The sequence below is a fragment of the Pararobbsia alpina genome (assembly GCF_902859895.1).
Lineage (GTDB): Bacteria > Pseudomonadota > Gammaproteobacteria > Burkholderiales > Burkholderiaceae > Pararobbsia > Pararobbsia alpina.
In genome coordinates, this window is record NZ_CADIKM010000064.1 from 1 (window position 1) to 18615 (window position 18615).

General features: G+C 60.0%; 15 protein-coding genes and 3 pseudogenes. 9 read left to right on the forward strand and 9 right to left on the reverse strand.

Going from position 1 to position 18615, the window contains the following annotated elements:
- The first annotated feature begins 70 nt into the window (after positions 1-70).
- Entirely contained in the window at positions 71-1561 is a 1491-nt protein-coding gene (locus HV670_RS27085; protein WP_175108070.1) for an arylsulfatase, read from the forward strand.
- Between the two features lie 207 nt (positions 1562-1768).
- Here the strand turns inward: HV670_RS27085 and HV670_RS27090 are convergent, their stop codons facing one another.
- Positions 1769-2521 carry a PLDc N-terminal domain-containing protein gene (locus HV670_RS27090; RefSeq protein WP_175108071.1) on the reverse strand — a complete coding sequence of 251 codons (753 nt, stop codon included), beginning with the start codon at positions 2519-2521 and terminating at the stop codon, positions 1769-1771.
- 77 nt (positions 2522-2598) lie between these two features.
- Here HV670_RS27090 and HV670_RS27095 point away from each other — a divergent pair.
- A pseudogene (locus HV670_RS27095) lies at positions 2599-2745 on the forward strand (IS6 family transposase); the annotation flags it as partial.
- A 117-nt stretch (positions 2746-2862) separates the two neighbouring features.
- Here the strand turns inward: HV670_RS27095 and HV670_RS27100 are convergent.
- A complete protein-coding gene (locus HV670_RS27100; RefSeq protein ID WP_175108072.1) occupies positions 2863-4284 on the reverse strand; it encodes a heavy metal sensor histidine kinase in 1422 nt (473 codons plus the stop codon).
- On the reverse strand, positions 4281-4952 hold the full coding sequence (locus tag HV670_RS27105; protein ID WP_175108073.1) for a heavy metal response regulator transcription factor: 672 nt from the start codon (positions 4950-4952) through the stop codon (positions 4281-4283). Before HV670_RS27105 ends, HV670_RS27100 begins: the two co-directional genes overlap by 4 nt.
- A gap of 532 nt (positions 4953-5484) precedes the next feature.
- Between HV670_RS27105 and HV670_RS27110 the strand changes: the two genes are divergently transcribed.
- Genes HV670_RS27110 through HV670_RS27120 form a run of 3 tightly spaced genes read left to right on the forward strand, consistent with a single transcriptional unit; the run spans position 5485 to position 11348 of the window.
- Complete coding sequence (locus tag HV670_RS27110) at positions 5485-6741, forward strand: efflux RND transporter periplasmic adaptor subunit (protein WP_175108074.1); 1257 nt, start codon at positions 5485-5487, stop codon at positions 6739-6741.
- A gap of 12 nt (positions 6742-6753) precedes the next feature.
- Positions 6754-9858, forward strand: a complete 3105-nt coding sequence (locus HV670_RS27115) for an efflux RND transporter permease subunit (protein ID WP_175108075.1) — start codon at positions 6754-6756, stop codon at positions 9856-9858.
- Between the two features lie 20 nt (positions 9859-9878).
- On the forward strand, positions 9879-11348 hold the full coding sequence (locus HV670_RS27120; protein ID WP_175108076.1) for an efflux transporter outer membrane subunit: 1470 nt from the start codon (positions 9879-9881) through the stop codon (positions 11346-11348).
- 239 nt (positions 11349-11587) lie between these two features.
- On the opposite strand, the pseudogene HV670_RS32400 reads toward HV670_RS27120, so the two are convergent.
- The 5 genes and pseudogenes from HV670_RS32400 to HV670_RS27140 form a co-directional block, all read right to left on the reverse strand.
- Positions 11588-11706 (reverse strand): annotated as a pseudogene (locus HV670_RS32400) (IS6 family transposase); the annotation flags it as partial.
- Positions 11707-11763: 57 nt separating this feature from the next.
- Complete coding sequence (locus tag HV670_RS27125; protein WP_175108077.1) at positions 11764-12303, reverse strand: cytochrome b; 540 nt, start codon at positions 12301-12303, stop codon at positions 11764-11766.
- Between the two features lie 159 nt (positions 12304-12462).
- Entirely contained in the window at positions 12463-13389 is a 927-nt protein-coding gene (locus HV670_RS27130) for a class I SAM-dependent methyltransferase (RefSeq protein WP_175108078.1), read from the reverse strand.
- 398 nt (positions 13390-13787) lie between these two features.
- Positions 13788-14945, reverse strand: coding sequence for a hypothetical protein (locus tag HV670_RS27135; protein ID WP_175108079.1), 1158 nt, complete (start codon positions 14943-14945; stop codon positions 13788-13790).
- A 910-nt stretch (positions 14946-15855) separates the two neighbouring features.
- Positions 15856-16146 (reverse strand): annotated as a pseudogene (locus tag HV670_RS27140) (porin); the annotation flags it as partial.
- A gap of 279 nt (positions 16147-16425) precedes the next feature.
- Between HV670_RS27140 and HV670_RS27145 the strand changes: the two are divergent.
- From HV670_RS27145 to HV670_RS27160, 4 genes are all read left to right on the forward strand, one after another.
- On the forward strand, positions 16426-16632 hold the full coding sequence (locus HV670_RS27145) for a hypothetical protein (protein ID WP_175108080.1): 207 nt from the start codon (positions 16426-16428) through the stop codon (positions 16630-16632).
- Between the two features lie 13 nt (positions 16633-16645).
- Positions 16646-16981: a hypothetical protein gene (locus HV670_RS27150; RefSeq protein WP_175108081.1), complete on the forward strand. Its 336-nt coding sequence runs from the start codon at positions 16646-16648 to the stop codon at positions 16979-16981.
- On the forward strand, positions 16965-17489 hold the full coding sequence (locus HV670_RS27155; RefSeq protein WP_217478536.1) for an alpha-ketoglutarate-dependent dioxygenase AlkB: 525 nt from the start codon (positions 16965-16967) through the stop codon (positions 17487-17489). Before HV670_RS27150 ends, HV670_RS27155 begins: the two co-directional genes overlap by 17 nt.
- 128 nt (positions 17490-17617) lie before the next feature.
- Positions 17618-18064: an ester cyclase gene (locus HV670_RS27160; protein WP_175108083.1), complete on the forward strand. Its 447-nt coding sequence runs from the start codon at positions 17618-17620 to the stop codon at positions 18062-18064.
- Positions 18065-18272: 208 nt separating this feature from the next.
- On the opposite strand, the gene HV670_RS27165 is transcribed toward HV670_RS27160, so the two are convergent.
- A partial coding sequence (locus HV670_RS27165) for a YncE family protein (RefSeq protein WP_217478537.1) occupies positions 18273-18615 on the reverse strand: 343 nt, incomplete at its 5' end.

Consider the following 18615-nt stretch of genomic DNA (forward strand, 5'->3'; position numbering starts at 1 on the left):
GTTCGGTGATTGATGCAGCCTCTTCGCCCGGCTTGCGACCGGGCCCTATCTGAAAGGAGTGGAAGCAATCATGGCGACAAAGCAACCGAATATCCTGATTCTTTGGGGCGATGATATCGGATGGTGGAACATCAGCTTCAACAGCCGTGGGCAGATGGGTTATCGCACGCCCAATATCGATCGCATTGCCAATGAGGGCGTGGCATTTACGGACTACTACGCCCAGCAGAGTTGCACGGCTGGACGCGCAGCCTTCATTACCGGGCAGAATCCAGTCCGCACGGGACTGACCAAGGTCGGTATGCCGGGTGCCGACGTCGGCTTGTCAGCAGAAGACCCCACCATCGCGGATATGCTCAAGCCGCTGGGCTATGTCACCGGGCAGTTCGGCAAGAATCATCTGGGCGACAAGGATGAATTTCTGCCTACCATGCACGGGTTTGACGAGTTCTTCGGCAATCTGTATCACCTGAATGCGGAAGAGGAGCCTGAGGATCCCGATTATCCAAAGGATCCAGCATTCAGGAAACGTTTCGGTCCGAGGGGTGTGCTCCACTGCTGGTCTGATGGCAAGGGCGGTCAGAAGATCGAGGATACCGGTGCGCTTACCAAAAAGCGCATGGAGACGATCGATGAAGAAACGACGGAACTGGCTTGCACATTCATCGATAAGGCTCATAAGGATGGCAAACCGTTCTTCGTCTGGTACAACACGACGGCGATGCACTTCCGGACCCACTGTGCCGAGAAGCACAAGGGCAAGAGCGGACAAGGCGACTATAACGACGTCATGGTCGCGCACGATGAGAACATCGGCAAGATGCTGGCGAAGCTCGAAGAATTGGGGATTGTCGACGATACCATCGTCATGTACTCGACGGATAACGGACCTCACTTCAATAGTTGGCCAGACGCGGGGATCACCCCATTCCGGTCTGAAAAAAATACCAACTGGGAAGGAGGCTGGCGCGTTCCTGCGTTCGTTCGGTGGCCGGGGAAATTTCCTGCTGGTACGGTTCTTAACGGGATAGTCACGCACCAGGACTGGATGACGACCTTCCTCGCGGCGGCGGGCGAGCCGGACATCAAGGCAGAACTGCTTAAAGGACACAAGGCTGGTAAGAAAACGTACAAGGTTCACCTGGACGGTTTCAACATGCTCCCCTATCTGACTGGGGAAGTGAAAGAAAGTCCACGCGAGTCGTTTTTCTATATCAGTGACGATGGCGACGTGATGGCAATCCGTGTGCGCGACTGGAAAATGGTATTGCTGGAACAGCGCGCCAAGCAGTTGGCGTGCTGGGCGGAACCCTTCGTTCGGCTGCGGATTCCGAAGATGTTCAATCTTCGGCGGGATCCATTCGAGCGCGCGGATGAAAGCTCCAACACATACTACGACTGGATGATTTCCCACGCGTATCTGGTGTACGCGATGCAAGCGGTTGTGGCATCGCAGATCGACAATTTCAAGGCGTTTCCTCCGCGCCAGAAGCCTGCGTCGTTTAACCTCGACGCCGTGATGCGGCAACTGGACGACGCGGGTGGCGGTGCCCATCATTGACCATCATCCACCTGTGACGCCTATCCTTCCTGGCACCCGGTCGAATGGCTGGAGATGGCCGCGACCGTTTCTGGTGGGACCCGTTGCAGACCTTCGCGTCTTCGTGCCCCAACGTCCGTTCTAAAAGTCCAGCCACCATTCGTTGACGCCGAACGTCTTCCGCTCAAAGTCTGCCGCGTCTGCCGCTCTGCCGCGGGCGCCCGCGGATTATCGGCTTAGGGCGACCTGGGCCCGTTGCAGCCACTCGCTGTTATGTTCGCGGGCGTGGCGTGGCCAATGCTTGGCATCGTGCACGATCTCAGCGTAAAGTTCGCGCGCACGCTGGCGGTCGGCATCGTCGGGCTGCGCCGTCAGCCAATCGGCGTACAGGCAACGGGGTGCAGCGTCGCTTGCGCGGGTGAGCGCCATCTCGAACGCGGCGCGCGTGCCTGGTGCACCAATCGTAGCCAAGGCCCGTGCATACAGCAAGGCAGGCTCGGGTTGCCGGCGGGCGAGGGGATGGACGGTGAACAGTTTTTCCAGCGTGTCCCGCGTGGCAGCAGCATTGCCGTTGGCAAACTGCGCGCGCGCCAGCCCATGGAGTAAGGCCGGATCGGATGAGAACGGCCCACTGACCGCCGATCGGTAATGCTCCAGGGCTTCGGTGGCATTTCCTGCATCGAGCAGCGCTGCGCCCAGCCGCATGCGATGCGCGACGGTCGGCGCGCGATCGAAATCCATGCGCGCCTCGCGCACCGCTCGGTTGGGATCGACAAGCTGCGAGATGGCCCTCGTTGCCGCCCTTGCGCCACGCGACTGGCGCAGAGCGGGCAAGTAAATGACAAAGAAGTAGACCAAACTGCCAAGGCCAGGGAAAAGAAACAGGATCAGCAGCCAGTACATGTTCTGCTGGGTGCGCATGGCATGCACCGCAAAGAACAGGGCAATGATGACGTAAAGGCTTATTCCGAAAATGCGCATTTACGAAAAGGTCGGTTGTGGTGCGTTGCCAGCGGCACGTTAGCGAAACGGCAGAACGCTATTGTGACAGAAGCCCACTGCCATGCTTCGGACTGATCCGGCAACACTTCGCACTGAAGCGGCATCTACTGCGCGCCTCACTCTATCGCAAACAACTCGCGGCAAGGTTCGTCGCATGGCGCGAATTCACCAACGTCGCCCAAGCCTCGTCCTGCGCTTTCTGAGGCATGCGCGTCTCTGCCATCTTTCCGGCTTCGGTCCTACAAGTTGACAAAGCCACGCTAAGTGACATATCCGCATAGTTCGACGACACTTCAGGCAACAGACGCCGCGGCAGAGCTTTAAGCGGTTTTCAGGGAAGGCTTGTGTTCAGGCGGGCATGGAAAGCGCAGCGCAAAGGTCGTGTTATCTCCTTGGCTCACGACGTCCACTTTGCCTCGATGCGACTCCATGATGGACTTCACGATTGCGAGACCCAGCCCGGTGTTCTTTGCCGATCCCTGTCTGGCTGCATTGACGCGATAAAATCGATCGAAGATCTTTTCGATGTGCTCCTGTGCAATCGGCTGCCCTCGGTTCGTTACCTCGACCGTCACATACTCTTGCGAGTGATAAGTCCGTAGTTTAATCTCGGTCCCCGTTGCAGCGTGGTCGAGCGCATTCGACATTAGGTTGCTGACTGCACGTCTAAACATCATCGGATCGGCGGCGATCCTGGCGTTCCCATCGATCACGAAGTGCACGCCTGAGCCTTCGGCGATGCCTTGAAAATAGGACGTCAGCCTGGCCAACTCGCCCCGACAGTCGACTTCGCCCACCTTCAAGTGCTGCTTCGAGTTATCGGTACGGGCGAGGAACAGCATGTTCTCGATCATGCGTTGCAGGCGCTCGCACTCTTCAATATTGGAATCGATCAGCGCCTCGTATTCCTCGGTGGTTCTCGGGCGCGACAGCGTAATCTGCGACGAGCTGATGACGTTGGCCAAAGGGGTGCGCATATCGTGAGCCAAGTCCGACGAAAACTGCGACAACCTGATGAACGCGCGCTCCAGGCGGTCCAGCATCCGATTGACCGATACGGCGATTTCCTGTAATTCGATGGGCCCCGTGCTGATATCAAGGCGCTCGCTCAAGCTGTGCGCTTCGATGCTGGAGGTTTGACGGCCGATCGTTTTGACCGGCGAAAGCCCTCGCCGCGCGATCGCATAGCCCAAAGTGCTCATCAGAAGGGCGCCCCCGGCAATCGCAAGCCAGACATCGACTTGATAGCTTCCGAGCAGCGATTTTCGCCCTGCCGCAATATGCGCGAGCACGATGCGTATCGACTCTCCCGAAGGCAAGGTTTCGTCCGCGAAAATGCATCGGGACGATCCCAGGGTGGGAGGAGCACATGTATAGGCCATGTGCGGGTAGAAGCGCCCCACCCCGATGGATTTCAGCTCGCGAGACGGCGTGTTGGAGTGCTCGACCAGCACGTCACCGCGCCCATTCAGGATGGCGAGATAGACGGCCGGGTGCGACTGCAACACTTCATGGAACACCGCATTGTTTTGAACCAGCGATCGCGTTGAACCGAAGTCATGCGCCTGTTGTAGAAACTGATCCAGCTTTTCGGCAATCTCGACGTCGTCGCGGCGTTGCAGTTCGAGTGCAAGCGCGTTGTACAGGAAGCCGCCCACCAAGGCAAACGCCAGAAGCGCCACGATCCCGAAAGCGACCGTCAGGCGCTTGAGCAGCGAATAGGGTTTGCCGGCGACGGTCAAGTCCTGTCCTCGAGCACGTAGCCCATACCCCGAACGGTGTGCAGCAATTTATTTTCAAATGGGTTGTCGATCTTCGCGCGCAGCCGTTTGACCGCGACATCGACCACATTCGTATCGCTATCAAAATTCATATCCCAGATCTGCGAGGTCACGAACGTCCGCGTCAGCACTTCCCCCTGCCGTTCGGCCAGCAACTGCAACAGCGCGAATTCTTGTGCGGTCAGGTCGATGCGAGCACCACCGCGTCGACTTCTGCGCTTGACCAGATCGATCTCGAGATCCCCCACCGACAACACTTCGCTGACTATGCGCGGTGCCCGACGTATCAGCGAACGTATCCGGGCGAGAAATTCGGCGTATGCAAATGGCTTGGAGAGGTAATCGTCAGCACCTGATTCCAGACCCGCGACCTTGTCTTCGACGGTGTCTCGTGCCGTGAGCAGTAGCACGGGAATTTGCTTCTCCATGCGCAGCCGTTTGAGCACCTCAAGACCATCCAGCTCCGGAAGCATGACGTCGAGTACGATCAAATCGAAGTTCTCATGGAGGGCGAGGAACAGCCCGTCCTTTCCGTTCGCCGCGATCTCAACCGTGAAGCTCGCTTCTGTCAGCCCTTTTTTAAGGTAGGACGCCATCTTCAGCTCGTCCTCGATGATCAATATTCGCATTGCAAAGTTACCGTTATATCAGCAGGCCACAGTGGATCAACAGCCTGCGCCGTCAAGACTAGCTTAATGATGAAGACGCGAAGATGACGAAAAAATGACCCGCTTGCCATTTGCCGCGCGTGACAGCGCGCGTGTATAGCGTGCCTATTCGACCCGGTTCCACAGCCAGCCGGCGGCTCAGTGCATGGTACCAGTTGTCCATCATGCCGTCCCTCCAGGGGACCTCCTCCCTAGTGCCTGAACGGGTGCGCGATCGACAGGCTCCGCCAGTGGCTGCCTTGATGACCGAAATGTCATTTCTGCGCCACGTTATGTCCAGAGGGGCGAGTCAACAATTGCGTCCGTCCGGGTCATCCCAAACGGCTCATCCGTAGACCTTCTGCGTCAATGCCTGAGTGATCATAAAAATGCAAAAAATCCCTGCCTTTGCGATGTCTAGATTCGCCAATTCAACCGTGGTTGACGATTCAGCCAAAGCCAATGGGATGGTCCAGCGTGCCCACACGTACCGCATAGCGATCGGGTCTGCATCATGCTGATGCGCAGGCGGTTTTATGTCTTGATCGGTACGGCAGGCGTGCTTGCTTTAGGCGCTCTTGGAACTCGACACGCACTGTCTCCCGCAGTGGCGAACCCGACGCAGGCCGTTGCCATCGCGGCTGCCCCGCCGGTGCCCAATACCGTGGGCTTCTCGCCCGAGGCACTCAGCAATATGCGCTTGCACTTCGCCAAAGCTGAGCTGCGTCCTCTCGTTCGCACGGTGCGGGTCACCGGTATCGTCAGCTTCAACACGCTGCGTTTTGCGCAAATCAGCCCACCTTCGCGCGGTCGCATCGAAGCCATCGACGTGGCTGTCGGAGAGCATGTGCAGGCAGGTCAGCGGCTCGCCGTCCTGGATGCTTTCGATCTTAGCGAGGTGCGCAGCCAAGTGGCCAGTGCCCGGGCGGCGGTCACCGACGCGACGGCTGCAGCCGCCACTGCCGAAGTCGCGCTGACGCGTGCCACGGACCTGATCGGCATCGGTGGGATCGCCCAAAGTGAAGTCGATCGCCGGCGCGCCGTGCTTGCCAGCGCTCAGGCCATGCTGCGCACGCACCAGGCCGAGCTGCGAAAGTGGCGGGGCATGGAGGAGCGACTGATGCCCACCGGCCAGCTCGCGACAGGCGGCGGCAAGCTTGCTTTGGCCCAACCGGGCCCAGCCGATTCGCTGGGCGCCGTGGTGGCGCCGTTTGCCGGCATCGTCAACTCGGTGGGTGCCGCGCCCGGCGACATCGTGGACACCTCCCGCCCGATCTTCAGTGTGGCCGATCTCTCGACGCTCTGGGTGCAGGCCAATGTCCCGGAGCACGACCTGGCTGCCGTCCGGGAGGGGGACGCGGTCGCCATCAGCGTGGATGCCTTTCCCGGCAGGCAGTTTACCGGGCGCGTCACTTACATCGCCGATCAGGTCGATCCGAACACTGGCACCGTCGCAGTACGGTGCGAGGTTCCGAACCCGAGTGGTGCTCTGCGCATCAACATGTTCGCCACAGTGGACATCGCCGCGCCACTCGATCGCAATGCCGTGCTGGTGCCGGACGCGGCGCTCCAGGATGTGAATGGTCAAACGGCGGTCTTCATTCCCGCCGGTGCGGGTCGCTTCACCTGGCACGTCGTGCGCACGGGTGTGAGTAGCGGCGGCTTCACGGAAGTGGTCGAGGGCGTGACGGCCGACACGCCGGTCGTCACCGATGGGAGCTACTGGCTGAAAGCCGGTCTTCTCCAGAATTCCATTCCGGACGAAGGCTGAGAGGCCAAACACATGATTACCAAGATTGTCGACGCAGCCCTCGGGAACCGCGCGGTGGTACTGATTCTGGTGGTGGTTCTGATCGGGATCGGCATCATGAGCATGCAACGCCTGCCATTCGATGCCGATCCTGACATCTCGCCGCTGCAGGTCCTCGTCACGACCCAGGCGCCGGGCCTTGCGCCGCTCGATGTCGAGCGCTCCATCACTGCGCCCGTCGAGCTGGCTCTGCAAGGCTTGCCAGGGATGCAAGGCTTGCGCTCCATCTCCCGTTACGGCGTGTCCGTCCTCTATGTGCGCTTCGCGGACGGCGGGAACATCTATCTCGACCGCAATCTGGTGACTGAACGTTTGCAGAACGTGCAATTGCCGCCAGGCACCAGCACGCCGCAACTGGGCCCGCTCTCGGATGGACTGAGCGAGATCTATCAGTTCCAGGTGCGGGGCAAGGGACAGTCGTTGATGGCCCTGCGCACCCTCCTCGATTGGCAGATCGCCCCTCGGTTGCGCCAGGTGTCCGGCGTGGTCGACGTCAACGTCAATGGCGGAGAGCGCAAGACCTACGAAGTCCAGGTCTCGGACGATGCACTGACACGCTATGGCCTGTCGATCGACGATGTATTCAATGCCGTGCAGATGAACAATGGCGCCTCCGGCGGCGCGACGATCGAACACAATGGCGGGGAGGCCATTATCCGCGGCGAGGGGCTGCTGCAAACCTCGGCGGACATCGGCAACATCGTTCTGCGTTCGAGCAGCGGTGCAGCGCCGCTCTATGTTCGCGACGTCGCCAAAATAGTCCAGGCGCCGATGCCGCGCCTCGGTGGCGTGACACGCGACGGACGCGGCGAGGTGGTCGTCGGTGTGGTACTGATGACGCTGGGCCAGAATACCCGGGTGGTGGCCCAGAATGTCGAGGCCGCGATCAAGCAGATCCAGACGACCCTGCCGCCGGGTGTCGAGATCGCCCCTTACTATAACCGCGCGGATCTGATGGACCGGGTCCTCCATACGGTGGCCCACAATCTGGCCGAGGGCGCGATTCTCGTCATGGTCGTGCTGCTCCTGCTGCTCGGCAATGCCCGCGCCGGCTTGATCGTGGCGCTGGCGATCCCTCTCTCGATGCTCGCTGCGGCCACGGCGATGTACTTTGCGGGCCTATCGGGCAATCTGATGAGCCTGGGCGCGATTGACTTTGGCTTGCTCGTCGATGGCGCGGTCGTGATGATTGAAAACGTGGTGCGTCGGCGGGCGGAAATGCCGGACCGCCCGGTGGATCAGGTGGTGCGGGAGGCGGCCCGGGAGGTGGCACGTCCTGTCACCTTCGCGGTCGTGATCATCACCGCCGTCTACCTCCCGATTCTCAGCCTGCAGGGAGTCGAGGGGAAGATGTTCATACCGATGGCGCTGACGGTGATTTTCGCGCTGATCGCCTCGCTCGTGCTCACCCTCACATTGATGCCCGTTCTAGCGAGCCTTCTGCTGCGGCGCCGGGTGGCGGAACACGACAGTCCAATAATCCGGTGGGTCCGTCAGGGCTACGGGCCGGTGCTCGCGCGAACCGCGCGCCGCCCCGCACTTGCGATGGGACTAGCCGTGCTGCTGTTGTTGAGCGCTTGCGTGGCCGCCTCGCAACTCGGTGCGGAATTTCTGCCGCGCCTGGACGAAGGCGCGCTGACGGTCACCACCACCAAACTCCCGGGCATCTCGCTCGCCTCCGCCCTCCAGACGCAGACGATGATCGAACGCACGCTGAAGCGCTTTCCCGAGGTCCAGTCGGCCGTCACCTTGGGCGGAACCTCCGAGATTCCAACGGACCCGATGGGGGTCGAGCAGAGCGACACCTTCATCATGCTCAAGCCAACCTCCGAGTGGCGCACGGCGCACACCCAGGACGGGCTGATCGCAGCCTATTCCGCGGCCTTGAACCGCGACGTCCCCGGCCTGCAACTCAGTTGGGCGCAGCCTATCCAGATGCGCATGGACGATATGCTGCAGGGTGTACAGGCGGACATCGCCGTCATGATCCACGGCAACGATCTCACGACGCTGCACGATACCGCCGAACGGATCGCGAGCGTTATCTCGCGCGTTCCGGGGGCCGCCGATGTCGAGGCGCAACAAACCATCGGTCAACCTTATCTGCGCATCATCGTCAATCGCGAGGCGGTGGCCCGGTATGGGCTCAATGCCAGCCAGGTGCTCGATCTGGTGCAGTCACTCGGCGGCCGGACCGTGGGCACGATGGTTGACGGCGACGGTCGTTTCGATATTCGCGTTCACTTGCAAGCGCAGGACCGGGACAGCGTGGCCCGCATCGGCGATCTTCGCGTCAGCGACGGCGCGGGCCGATCCGTGCCGCTGAGCGAGGTCGCTGACATACGAATGGAGCCAGGGCCCTCCACGATCGCCCACCAGCAGGGGCAACGCGTCGTCATGGTTCAGGCCAATGTGCGCGGCCGCGATCTCGCCGGCTTCGTCACGGCTGCGCAGCAAGCGGTAGCGGTCCATGCACCGCCGCCCCCCGGCTATTCCATCTCGTGGGCCGGGAGTTTCCAGAACCTGCAGGATGCGATGTCGCGACTCGCCGTCGTCGTGCCGGTCGCGCTTGCAGTGATATTCGCCCTGTTGTTTCTCATGTTCAATAGCGTACGCCTGGCCGCGCTCATCTTCTTTAACGTGCCGTTTGCCGCGATCGGCGGCATCTTCGCGCTTTGGATGCGCGGCCTGCCATTCAGTATCTCCGCGGCGGTCGGATTCATCGCGCTCTTTGGCATCGCGGTGCTCAATGGCGTGGTGATGGTGAGTTACATCGAAGAAAGGCGAGCTGCGGGTCTCAATCCTCTGGAAGCGGCCATGCAGGCCGCGATGACCAGGCTGAGGCCGGTGTTGATGACGGCGACCGTGGCGAGCCTGGGCTTCCTGCCCATGGCGATCTCCACCAGTTCGGGCGCCGAGGTTCAGCGGCCGCTCGCCACGGTCGTCATCGGCGGTCTGGTTTCGGCCACGCTGCTGACGCTGCTGGTGCTGCCGGCCGTCTACCCCTGGTTCAGCGGTCGGCGGCGCGCGTCGCGCACCGTGGCGCAGCCCGCCTCACCGCTACAACCCGCGGAATAGAAATGATGGGTATCCCTGCTATGGCTTTCAAACGCTCCTCAAGTCTGTTCGCAATACTGCTGCTCGCGGGTTGTGCCGTAGGTCCGGACTTCAAGCAGCCGTCCGCCCCAAGCGCCGCCGGGTACACGCCGCAGCCCCTGGCGCCGAAAACGGCGTCTGCGCCGGGCGCACTTGGCGAGGCACAGAATCTAGTCCCCGGCATGGACATACCGGGCCAATGGTGGACGCTGTTTCAGTCGCAGCCGCTGGACGACCTGATCAACCGCGCCCTCAAGGCAAACCCCACGATTGCGGCCGCGCAGGCGGCGCTACATGTCACCCAGGAGAACATGCTGGCGCAGGAAGGCTCGCTGTTTCCGAGCATTGGCCTTAACACGTCTGGCAGCAAGAACGAGACTTCCACCGCGAGCCTCGCACCTGTCGCCGCGAACAACCAGCGCATCTATTCGCTCTATACCGGTCAAGTGGCCGTTTCATATTCGGTCGATGCGTTCGGCCTTAACCGAAGGACCATCGAGTCCCTGGCTGCGCAAGCTGAGAATCAGCGCTTCGAGCTGGAGGCCGCGTATCTGACTTTAAGCACCAACGTCGTGCTGGCCGCGGTGCAGGAAGCCGGACTGCGTGGCCAGATCGCCGCACAGCAGGAGACGATCAAGGCGGACACTGAACTAAGGGACATCCTTCAGCGCGAATATGCCTTGGGCGAGCTCGCCCAATCAGACGTGCTTCAGCAAGACGCCGTGCTGGCGCAGGCCCAGGAGCTTCTGCCGCCGATGCAGAAGCAATTGGCCCTGCAGCGTAACGCGCTGAACGCACTTGCGGGCGGTTTGCCGAACGAGGATCTCGCCGAGAATTTCGATCTCTCGTCCTTGCGATTGCCCCGGGATCTGCCGGTCAGCATCGCGTCGAAGCTGGTCGAACAACGGCCGGATATTCTCGCCGCGGCAGCGAGCCTGCACGCCGCGAGTGCGCAGGTCGGCGTCGCCATCGCCAACCGGTTGCCGCAGCTCTCATTGACGGCCGCACTGGGCACATCACCGAATGCGATTGCCAACGCATTCACGCCGTATAACCAGTTCTTCGCGGTGGTGGGCACAATCGCGCAGCCTATCTTCCAGGGCGGAACCCTCGTGCATCGCCAGCGAGCGGCACAGGCCGCATTCGCCCAGGCGGGGGCGCAGTACCGCGTGACGGTCATCAACGCCTATCAGAACGTGGCCGATGTATTGCAAGCCTTGCAGTCCGACGCTAACACCTTGCAAGCTGCGGTGAACGCCGAACAAGCCGCCGCGCGCAGTCTTGACATCGCTCGCAAGCAACTGCAGTTCGGCTCAATTTCTTACCTGTCGGTTCTGACCGCGGAGCAATCCTACCAGGTCGCGCGGCTTGCGCTGGTTCAGGCGCAGGCGGGGCGTCTTTCCGATACCGCTGCGCTGTTCCAGGCGATGGGGGGCGGGTGGTGGAACCGTACTGCGTTGGAGGAAACTTGATGTCGCCACGATTTTCCACTTTAGGCCGGCTGATCGCCATTTCGGTTCTATGCACAGCAATGGACGGGTGCGCACACTCGAGCATCGAAAGGACGGGAGTATCAGTCGGCCTGCATCGCACATCTCAACTTCCACCGAATTACCCCTGCCAGGGCATGCACGTCAAAATGCCTAGCTGTCCTTCAAGCTAGGCACGATCGCGTCCAAGCGGAAAGCTCCGGGCAGCGGTGGCGCACGGCCTTGTCGACACGCCACGACCGTCCCGTAGGCGTGCCCAAGCAGTTCCAGCGTGTGACGAACTTTGTAATCCCTTCACCCAACGCAGATTCGGTGTGTGAGCCAGCGACAAGCCCCGCTCGGGGTGGGATCTGGCGCTCGCAACTGCGCACCCAACTTGACGCGCATTTTCAGCGCATTACGGCCACATCCGCTGGACCACGCGATCTTTGAGGACGAAGCGGTGAAATAGGGCTGCACCGACATGCATGCAGATCAGCGCCAACAACACCCATGCCAGTGCGCTATGGACATCGCCCATCGCGTGTCCGACGACAGAGCCCGTCGGCGAGAGGCTAGGATAGGGCACGATGCTCAGCAGTCGAACCTCCCAGCCGCGCGAGGATGCGTTGACCCACCCGAGCACCGGCACCACGAGGAGCGCCGCATAGAGAAGAAAATACGTGGCGCTCGACGCCGCGCCGAGCAGCGATGAAAGCGAACTCGGTGGCGGCCGGTGAGTCAACCGCCACACAACCCTGACAGCCATGACGGCAATCAAGGTTGCCCCGACACCCAGATGCCAGGCAATCAAACCGATAGGTTGAGTGACTTTGCCGATGTCAGGCATGATCCAACCGATCGCAAACTGTATGGCGATCAGCGCTCCCACCAGCCAGTGTAGAAGGCGTGCACCACGATCATAAGGTGGCGGATCCGAATCATACGATTTCGTCATTTTGAATCCTCGATAGATGAGGCAACAAAAGAAATTCCCGAGAATGCAACTGAACGGAAGCACGAGGTGACCGGATCCAACAATAGCAGTACTCCAAGCTGTTCCCTTGAACAGCGGATGCCTGCGTGACCGCAAGGCGGCCGTGTAGGCGCAACGTGTTCAAGCTCCAGCGTCGCACGGCTTTCGTGCGTGCAGATAGGCACAGCGGTCAAGCCCCACGCCCTTGCCCGATTCGACAATCGGGCGAATAGCAGTTTCTAGCGTGCGACGTTCGTCATCGGTGAAGCCGTTGTCCATGATCTGCGCAAGCGTTGGTGCGAACGGATGAGGAGAACTCCCCACGAATATCTCCCACGATGTGAATATCGACGAAACGATTTTGATGTGGAGCTCCATGTGCACCTGCTCGAACGCGGCTACCATGGCAAACCGGACAAGATCCCGCTCGTTGAAATTCGTCAAAGGATTCTTGGCAATAGCCTGGGGATTGTCCGGATATTGCGCCGACTTCCAGCGATGCATGAGCGCGACGATCAAATCGGCTTCGCTCGCAACCTGATTTTTCACCCGGTCGCGAAGTGCTGTCGTCGAAACCGCTTCGTCCAGCATGATGGGTTCAGCGATAGACAGACGTCCGCCTGGCTTCAGAACGCGATGAAACTCGAGTAATGCACGCTGCTTGTCCGGTACATAGGCAAGCACGGCGCGCGTCGTTACTGCATCACAGGACGCTTCGGCGATATCGTGCAAGTCATCGGCACCACAGTGGATGAACTCACACTGCTCTCGAACGCCCCGACTTGTGGCGATAGCCTCCACGTGCTCAAGCAACGGCGCGGACACGTCAGTGAGTATTACCTTCAGGGACGGACCGAATCGCTCGATTGCACGAAACGCAACGAGACCGTCACCGGTGCCTATGTCTAACAGCGTGGACTCCGGCTCCAGTTGAGCCGCATCAATCACCCTGTCTGCAATAACGGTCGTGAGCGACCGAACCTGATGATGAAATTTGGGATCGCCCGCGTGACGCAGGTTCAGCAACCATTCGTACCACGCGTCCGTTCGTGCAATGGACTTACTCATACGGGACTCTCGCATTGGTCGCTCGAGCTCATTCCGAGCCAGGCGTCGGGCGTCTGCGCACGGAATGTCCTCACGACACCGTTGTTTGGAGTCGGATCGTAAGCTGAGAATCCTTAAGGCACCCTGAACCGATGGGCCTGCAGTCCTCAACTGCAGCAAAAGCTGGCGCGACCTTCGGGAATGGGATTGACTGCACGAGGCACCGTTGGTATCTATTGTCGCTAGGGCTTTGTCAACTTGTAGGACCGAAGCCGGAAAGATGGCAGAGACGCGCATGCCTCAGAAAGTGCAGGACGAGTTAGCCGGCCCAACAACCTGACAACGCCGTAGCTGCGGGTTGAGATCAGGTGGGAACTGACCTCACGCAGGCTAGGCGCATGAAACTCGTGTCTTCGCACTTATTGCTGAGCGCAGATTGCCAAGGAGTCGGTGCCGAATGTACCCGTGAGGGCCAGGCCGGCCGACATCGGTAGCACGAATTGACCGGTGTAGGAAGAACTCGCCATCACAGCAGCCAGGCCATTGAACGTGATTGCGGAATACCCGGCGGCTGCCAGCACAGGCAGCCTGTTGTAGTCGAGGGCGAATTGGGCGCCCACCCCTGTGACCGCGGTGCCGCTAACGGTTGGCGTCGTTCCATCGGTGCATACCCACGAGCCATTGAACTCGTTGCCGGCGAGCGTCGCCAATTTCACACCGCCGAGAAGGCCTGTTCGAGTAACGGGAGAGCTTGTTAGTGTCGAGTCGTACCAGTCAACAAGAAACACCGGACCACGGTCGCCAGCAGCCACGCGTGCAATCCCAACGCGCTGGCCGTTCGAGCTAAGCTCAAACCCCGGCAAGGCCGAGTTGTAGGCCATGCTCAGGTTCAGCGTTGCGGGTCCATTAACTACTGGAGTGCAGCCCGTCCCATTGAAAATGCCGCTCTGGCAGACCGTCACAGCGGTGCCCGTGCTATCGACGTTAAATTCTCCGGCCGCGAGGACCGGGGAGGATGAGCCGACAACATCTGTAGTGCGGCCCACATAGGCGTAGGTTCCGGCCAGCTTCGTACCGTCTGTCACGCTATATCCCGTGCCGGTAACCGTGGACGATTTACCCCCCACCATGACAGTGCCGGAAATGATTTTTGTGCGGGTATCGACAGTGACGTTTAGACCCTGCCCGGTGTATGTAATGAAACTGCCGTTCACTGACATGCTAACGGGCGACGGACTGGTGCTAGTCAACCCGTACTGAGTCGCTTGGACGTTGATGGTGAAAGTGGGCGCGGCGGGATCGCTGGTATCAACGGTTAGCCGCCAGCTGTCGCCGATGGTAGCCGTCAAGTCGTAGACATCCTGCGTGGAACTGGTGGACAGGGGGGTAGCGCCCAGGCTTGTAGCTGTCGCTGCGGATAGGGCCGCAACGGGGTCCGTGCCACCGGCGCTCGTCGTGCCCGTTGAAGTGCCGCTGGCGCTCGATGATGCGTTACCAGAACCTCCGCCACATGCGGCGAGCGTCACGACGAGGGCAGCAGCAGGAATTGCCATCGCGTGGCGAAATGCGTACTTCATGTTCTTTCCTTGTTACTAAGCTAAATATTTTATGAAGATAAAAGCAGCGCCATACGAGCCATTCACGGGTTGGCTCGTGGCAAGCATCATTAACGGCATCAGATAAAAAGACTGAAGGGTCGGGAGGTGGCCGCGTTGCGGTCTTCGCGCTGGACAGGGGATAACGCACTTGGCCTCTGGTCGAGCATGGGCTATCGCTGAGCACGTTCGGCACGGATCATGTTGATTCCTTTCTGGTCATGGACGACGTCCGTCAGGTACGCAACAAGGCCGTTGTCGCCTTCCTGCTCGACACCGGTGTTACAGCAACCGAGTTTCTGCGAGTGGCAACCGCAGATGTGAGGCTAGTAAGTTCACAACCCTACGTGACCGTGATCGCTCACGGGCCCGCGTCCGATGAGGTCGGTCCAGATCGAACCGTTCGCTCATCCGGCCCTCGAGACATGGCTTCGAGTTCGAAATGCAATCGCCACCGACAGCCCCTACTCTTTCCAAACAAAAGCGGCAAGCCCCTATACCGTCGTCATGGTTGGCGATATCGTCCGCGACGCGTTGCTTGCGATCGACGTCCAAACGGAAGAGATGAGTCCACGGCTTCTACGGACTGCCGCCGGCGACTGCCGCCAGGCTGCCCACCGGACGAAGTGAGCTACGCGTCTCACCGCGCGCGGTCGAGCGGATGATTACAATGCTTAAGGCCCAGCCTCACGTCTCATAGACCGTATTGATTCTGTCACCCCTGCCCCGCTCCCTCGCCGACTGTGCGGCCTCGACCAAAGACCGCTTGCGGGAAAATTGACAGGCGCAATCCGACCCATTGCTGCCCTCAAGTTAGTTTGACCGAACGTCATAACCGCGCTCCAAAGCGGCCGCTGTGCCTGTCGGCTTGGTCAATTGTCGCGAACCGCACTTAGAAGCGGACGCGGTAGCCGACTGTCGCAATAACCTGATTGGCCGTCGACGAAGCACCGCCGGAGGTGTTGATGAAGGCCACATATTTGTAGCCCGACACTTGCTGATACATTGATTCGAAGTAGACATCGGTTCGCTTCGACAAGAAGTACACAGCTTGAAAGTTCACCTGATGCCACTTCGGATCGGAGCCGAACGTCGTGTTGCTGCCGTTGCCGACGTGAGCATCGGTGTACGTGTAGGTGAGACCAAGCGTGACAGTCGGGGTCGGCGCATATTGGCCATTCAGCTAAGCGTGCGAGCGGAACGCTTGCCCAATATCACGAATCGGTCGCCAACGACTTTTCTGGCGGTTCGCGGTCCGGACCCTCGCCCGTTTCAGGCGTGCAGCGGTTATCGCTTCGGGCGATGTTCTCAATCTCGATTCGAGCACTGAGACCAGTGTCTGAGCGGGCATTGCGTGCGAACAAAGCGAGAAGTTCGGGACGGAGCCCATCGCCGCGTTGAGCTGCAAGGGTGTGAAACGGGAGCAGTGGCAGCATGATTCACCTCAGTCGACGAGTAACGGATGAACGCCATCGCGGTCAAAGGGAAGGCACGTGTGCGACTGTCCCCAGCTGGCGAGCGCGATCGGCGCGTCGGCCGCAACGACAGTAACGCGATTGCCACCGGCAACATGACGCTATCGCGGTGGATTCATCGAATCACTCCGTTTCTTGCTGTTGAATCGGCTTTAAGCAGCGGCACGTCGAAATATCTCGGAAGGGAGTGTTGAACGCGCCCTCGAAATGCGCATTTATGCCAAGCCGCCAGACATAAAAGTCACGAGCCCGGCCAAATCGAGCATCGCGCGCTACCTCGCCACCGAACAGGCCATGGCCTTCGAGCGAAATGGCATCGGCATTGCCAGCGGCTCTCCTTCGGCAGAGGCGGCCTACTGCAGAATTCAATGGCAAGAAACGGATTGTGCCGCCGGCCTAGCGGTTCTAATTTATGAACATGCGATGGGCCAGAAGCCGCTTCCGGGGGCCCGTGCCGGTTGCGGAAAAGTTCTTGTAGCGCACTATTTTTATGAAGAGGCGAGCTCCTATGACCAATGCGTACCCAATGATCGACAATGCTAACTACGTCGCTCTTGAGCATGGCGTTTTTATCTTGCGCGGCTTTGCTCTACGCTACGGGGAAGAACTGCAGCGCGGCGTAGCCAAGCTACAAAAATCGCCACGAAATTGCCACTCTGTGACACCGAATGGACTGAGCATGTCCAGCGTCTCAACGACATTATTGCAAATGGGCTGGACGACGATCGAGCGAAATCCAGATCGTCTTCCGACGGACGTGCCGCCTGCGGCAATGCCGGAAGTATTGAGGAGCCTAGGGCGGGACGCCGCCGCCGCTGTCGGTTTCAATGATTTCACCCCTGACAGCAGTCTGGTCAGTCGCGCTTCGCCAGGTGTGCGCGTCTCTTTGCATCAGGAAATGAACGGGCCCGAAGGAGGTGCGCCTATCGTTGCATTTACATTCGGACTGGCCAGCGCATTCCTCTTCAAGGAGCACAAGTCTTCCGTAGATGCGTGCAGGATTACGCTTTGGCACGGAAGCGTCATCGTCTGGGGACCAGCAGGGTCGTGAGCCGTTCTGCACCGCTTCGCTTCGTTGCACTTTTGGCGTTCGCCCAGCCGTGTCCGATGGCGGCTGGGATGAGCGGAAATGGGAGCAACCGAGTTGATGTCTCAACTACAGTCAATGAGGAATTCACCATGTCCAAGGAAGATGACAACAAGGCCATCGTGGGCCGCTGGTTCGCCGATTTCTGGGGCAAGACATGCAACCTCGACATCGTCGATGAACTTGCCGCTCCCGACATGCTTCTTCAATACTCGCTGCACGAACCGCGCCGTGGCCGCGCCGATATCAAGGCATTCATGACCGATTTCCGCGAAGCGTTCCCGGACCTCAACTTCTGGGGGGCTGCTGATCTCATCGCCGAGGGGGACTATGTAGTTGGCCGCTGGGAGGGTGGCGGCACACATACCGGTCCGGCATTCAACGATTTCCTCATTGGATCGTTGCCTGCTGCAACCGGCCGGAAAATGCGCTTCACCGGCACGACCGTGCTACGGCTCAAAGACGGCAAGATAGTTGAAGAGATCGGGCTGGATGACGGCGTGACCGCGCTGCGGCAACTTGGACTCATCAACGCTTGATCGAAGGCGAAGCGCTTCGGCGGTCTTCAGGCAACGCTGTGCGCGTCTAACGCCACAACCGGCCGGGTCAACCCCGGCCTTTCTATGGACCTGGCGCTAACCGTGAAAGTCAGCTTTGCGGCAAAGAGGGTGCGTTCGAAGCGATAACAAGGCGCCGCCCGACGCGACGCCCTCTGTACGTTGCAGCTAAGTCAGGAATGGACCGCGCTTACTTACGTTGCACGACGAGCACTTCGAACGTGCCAGGAACGACCGTCGGACGCGGATGCGGATTTTGCGCCGTCGCCGCTTCAGCAGGACCGAACTTCGAAGACACCAGATACGCGCGGTGCATCTGCGAATCGAGCGCCATCGTCTTCGCCCCTTCCTGCGTCTGCACATTTTGCACGACGCTGTAGTGATCCGCGTCGTCTTCGTGGACCACCGTCAACGTGCCATTCGCACCATTCGAACTGAACGCCAGCTTCAACGCCGGATCGAACGCGGCGGCATCGGGATGCCCGCCAATCGGCAAGTCGGCCACTGCATGGCCAGATACCGCATTCACCACC

What these genes read in the sequence shown, in the direction of transcription:
- HV670_RS27085 (WP_175108070.1), top strand. Translation starts at nt 71, where the DNA reads ATGGCGACAAAGCAACCGAATATCCTGATTCTTTGGGGCGATGATATC.
- HV670_RS27090 (WP_175108071.1), bottom strand. Translation starts at nt 2,521, where the DNA reads ATGCGCATTTTCGGAATAAGCCTTTACGTCATCATTGCCCTGTTCTTT.
- HV670_RS27105 (WP_175108073.1), bottom strand. Translation starts at nt 4,952, where the DNA reads ATGCGAATATTGATCATCGAGGACGAGCTGAAGATGGCGTCCTACCTT.
- HV670_RS27110 (WP_175108074.1), top strand. Translation starts at nt 5,485, where the DNA reads ATGCTGATGCGCAGGCGGTTTTATGTCTTGATCGGTACGGCAGGCGTG.
- HV670_RS27115 (WP_175108075.1), top strand. Translation starts at nt 6,754, where the DNA reads ATGATTACCAAGATTGTCGACGCAGCCCTCGGGAACCGCGCGGTGGTA.
- HV670_RS27120 (WP_175108076.1), top strand. Translation starts at nt 9,879, where the DNA reads ATGGCTTTCAAACGCTCCTCAAGTCTGTTCGCAATACTGCTGCTCGCG.
- HV670_RS27125 (WP_175108077.1), bottom strand. Translation starts at nt 12,303, where the DNA reads ATGACGAAATCGTATGATTCGGATCCGCCACCTTATGATCGTGGTGCA.
- HV670_RS27130 (WP_175108078.1), bottom strand. Translation starts at nt 13,389, where the DNA reads ATGAGTAAGTCCATTGCACGAACGGACGCGTGGTACGAATGGTTGCTG.
- HV670_RS27135 (WP_175108079.1), bottom strand. Translation starts at nt 14,945, where the DNA reads ATGAAGTACGCATTTCGCCACGCGATGGCAATTCCTGCTGCTGCCCTC.
- HV670_RS27145 (WP_175108080.1), top strand. Translation starts at nt 16,426, where the DNA reads ATGAACGCCATCGCGGTCAAAGGGAAGGCACGTGTGCGACTGTCCCCA.
- HV670_RS27150 (WP_175108081.1), top strand. Translation starts at nt 16,646, where the DNA reads ATGCGCATTTATGCCAAGCCGCCAGACATAAAAGTCACGAGCCCGGCC.
- HV670_RS27155 (WP_217478536.1), top strand. Translation starts at nt 16,965, where the DNA reads ATGATCGACAATGCTAACTACGTCGCTCTTGAGCATGGCGTTTTTATC.
- HV670_RS27160 (WP_175108083.1), top strand. Translation starts at nt 17,618, where the DNA reads ATGTCCAAGGAAGATGACAACAAGGCCATCGTGGGCCGCTGGTTCGCC.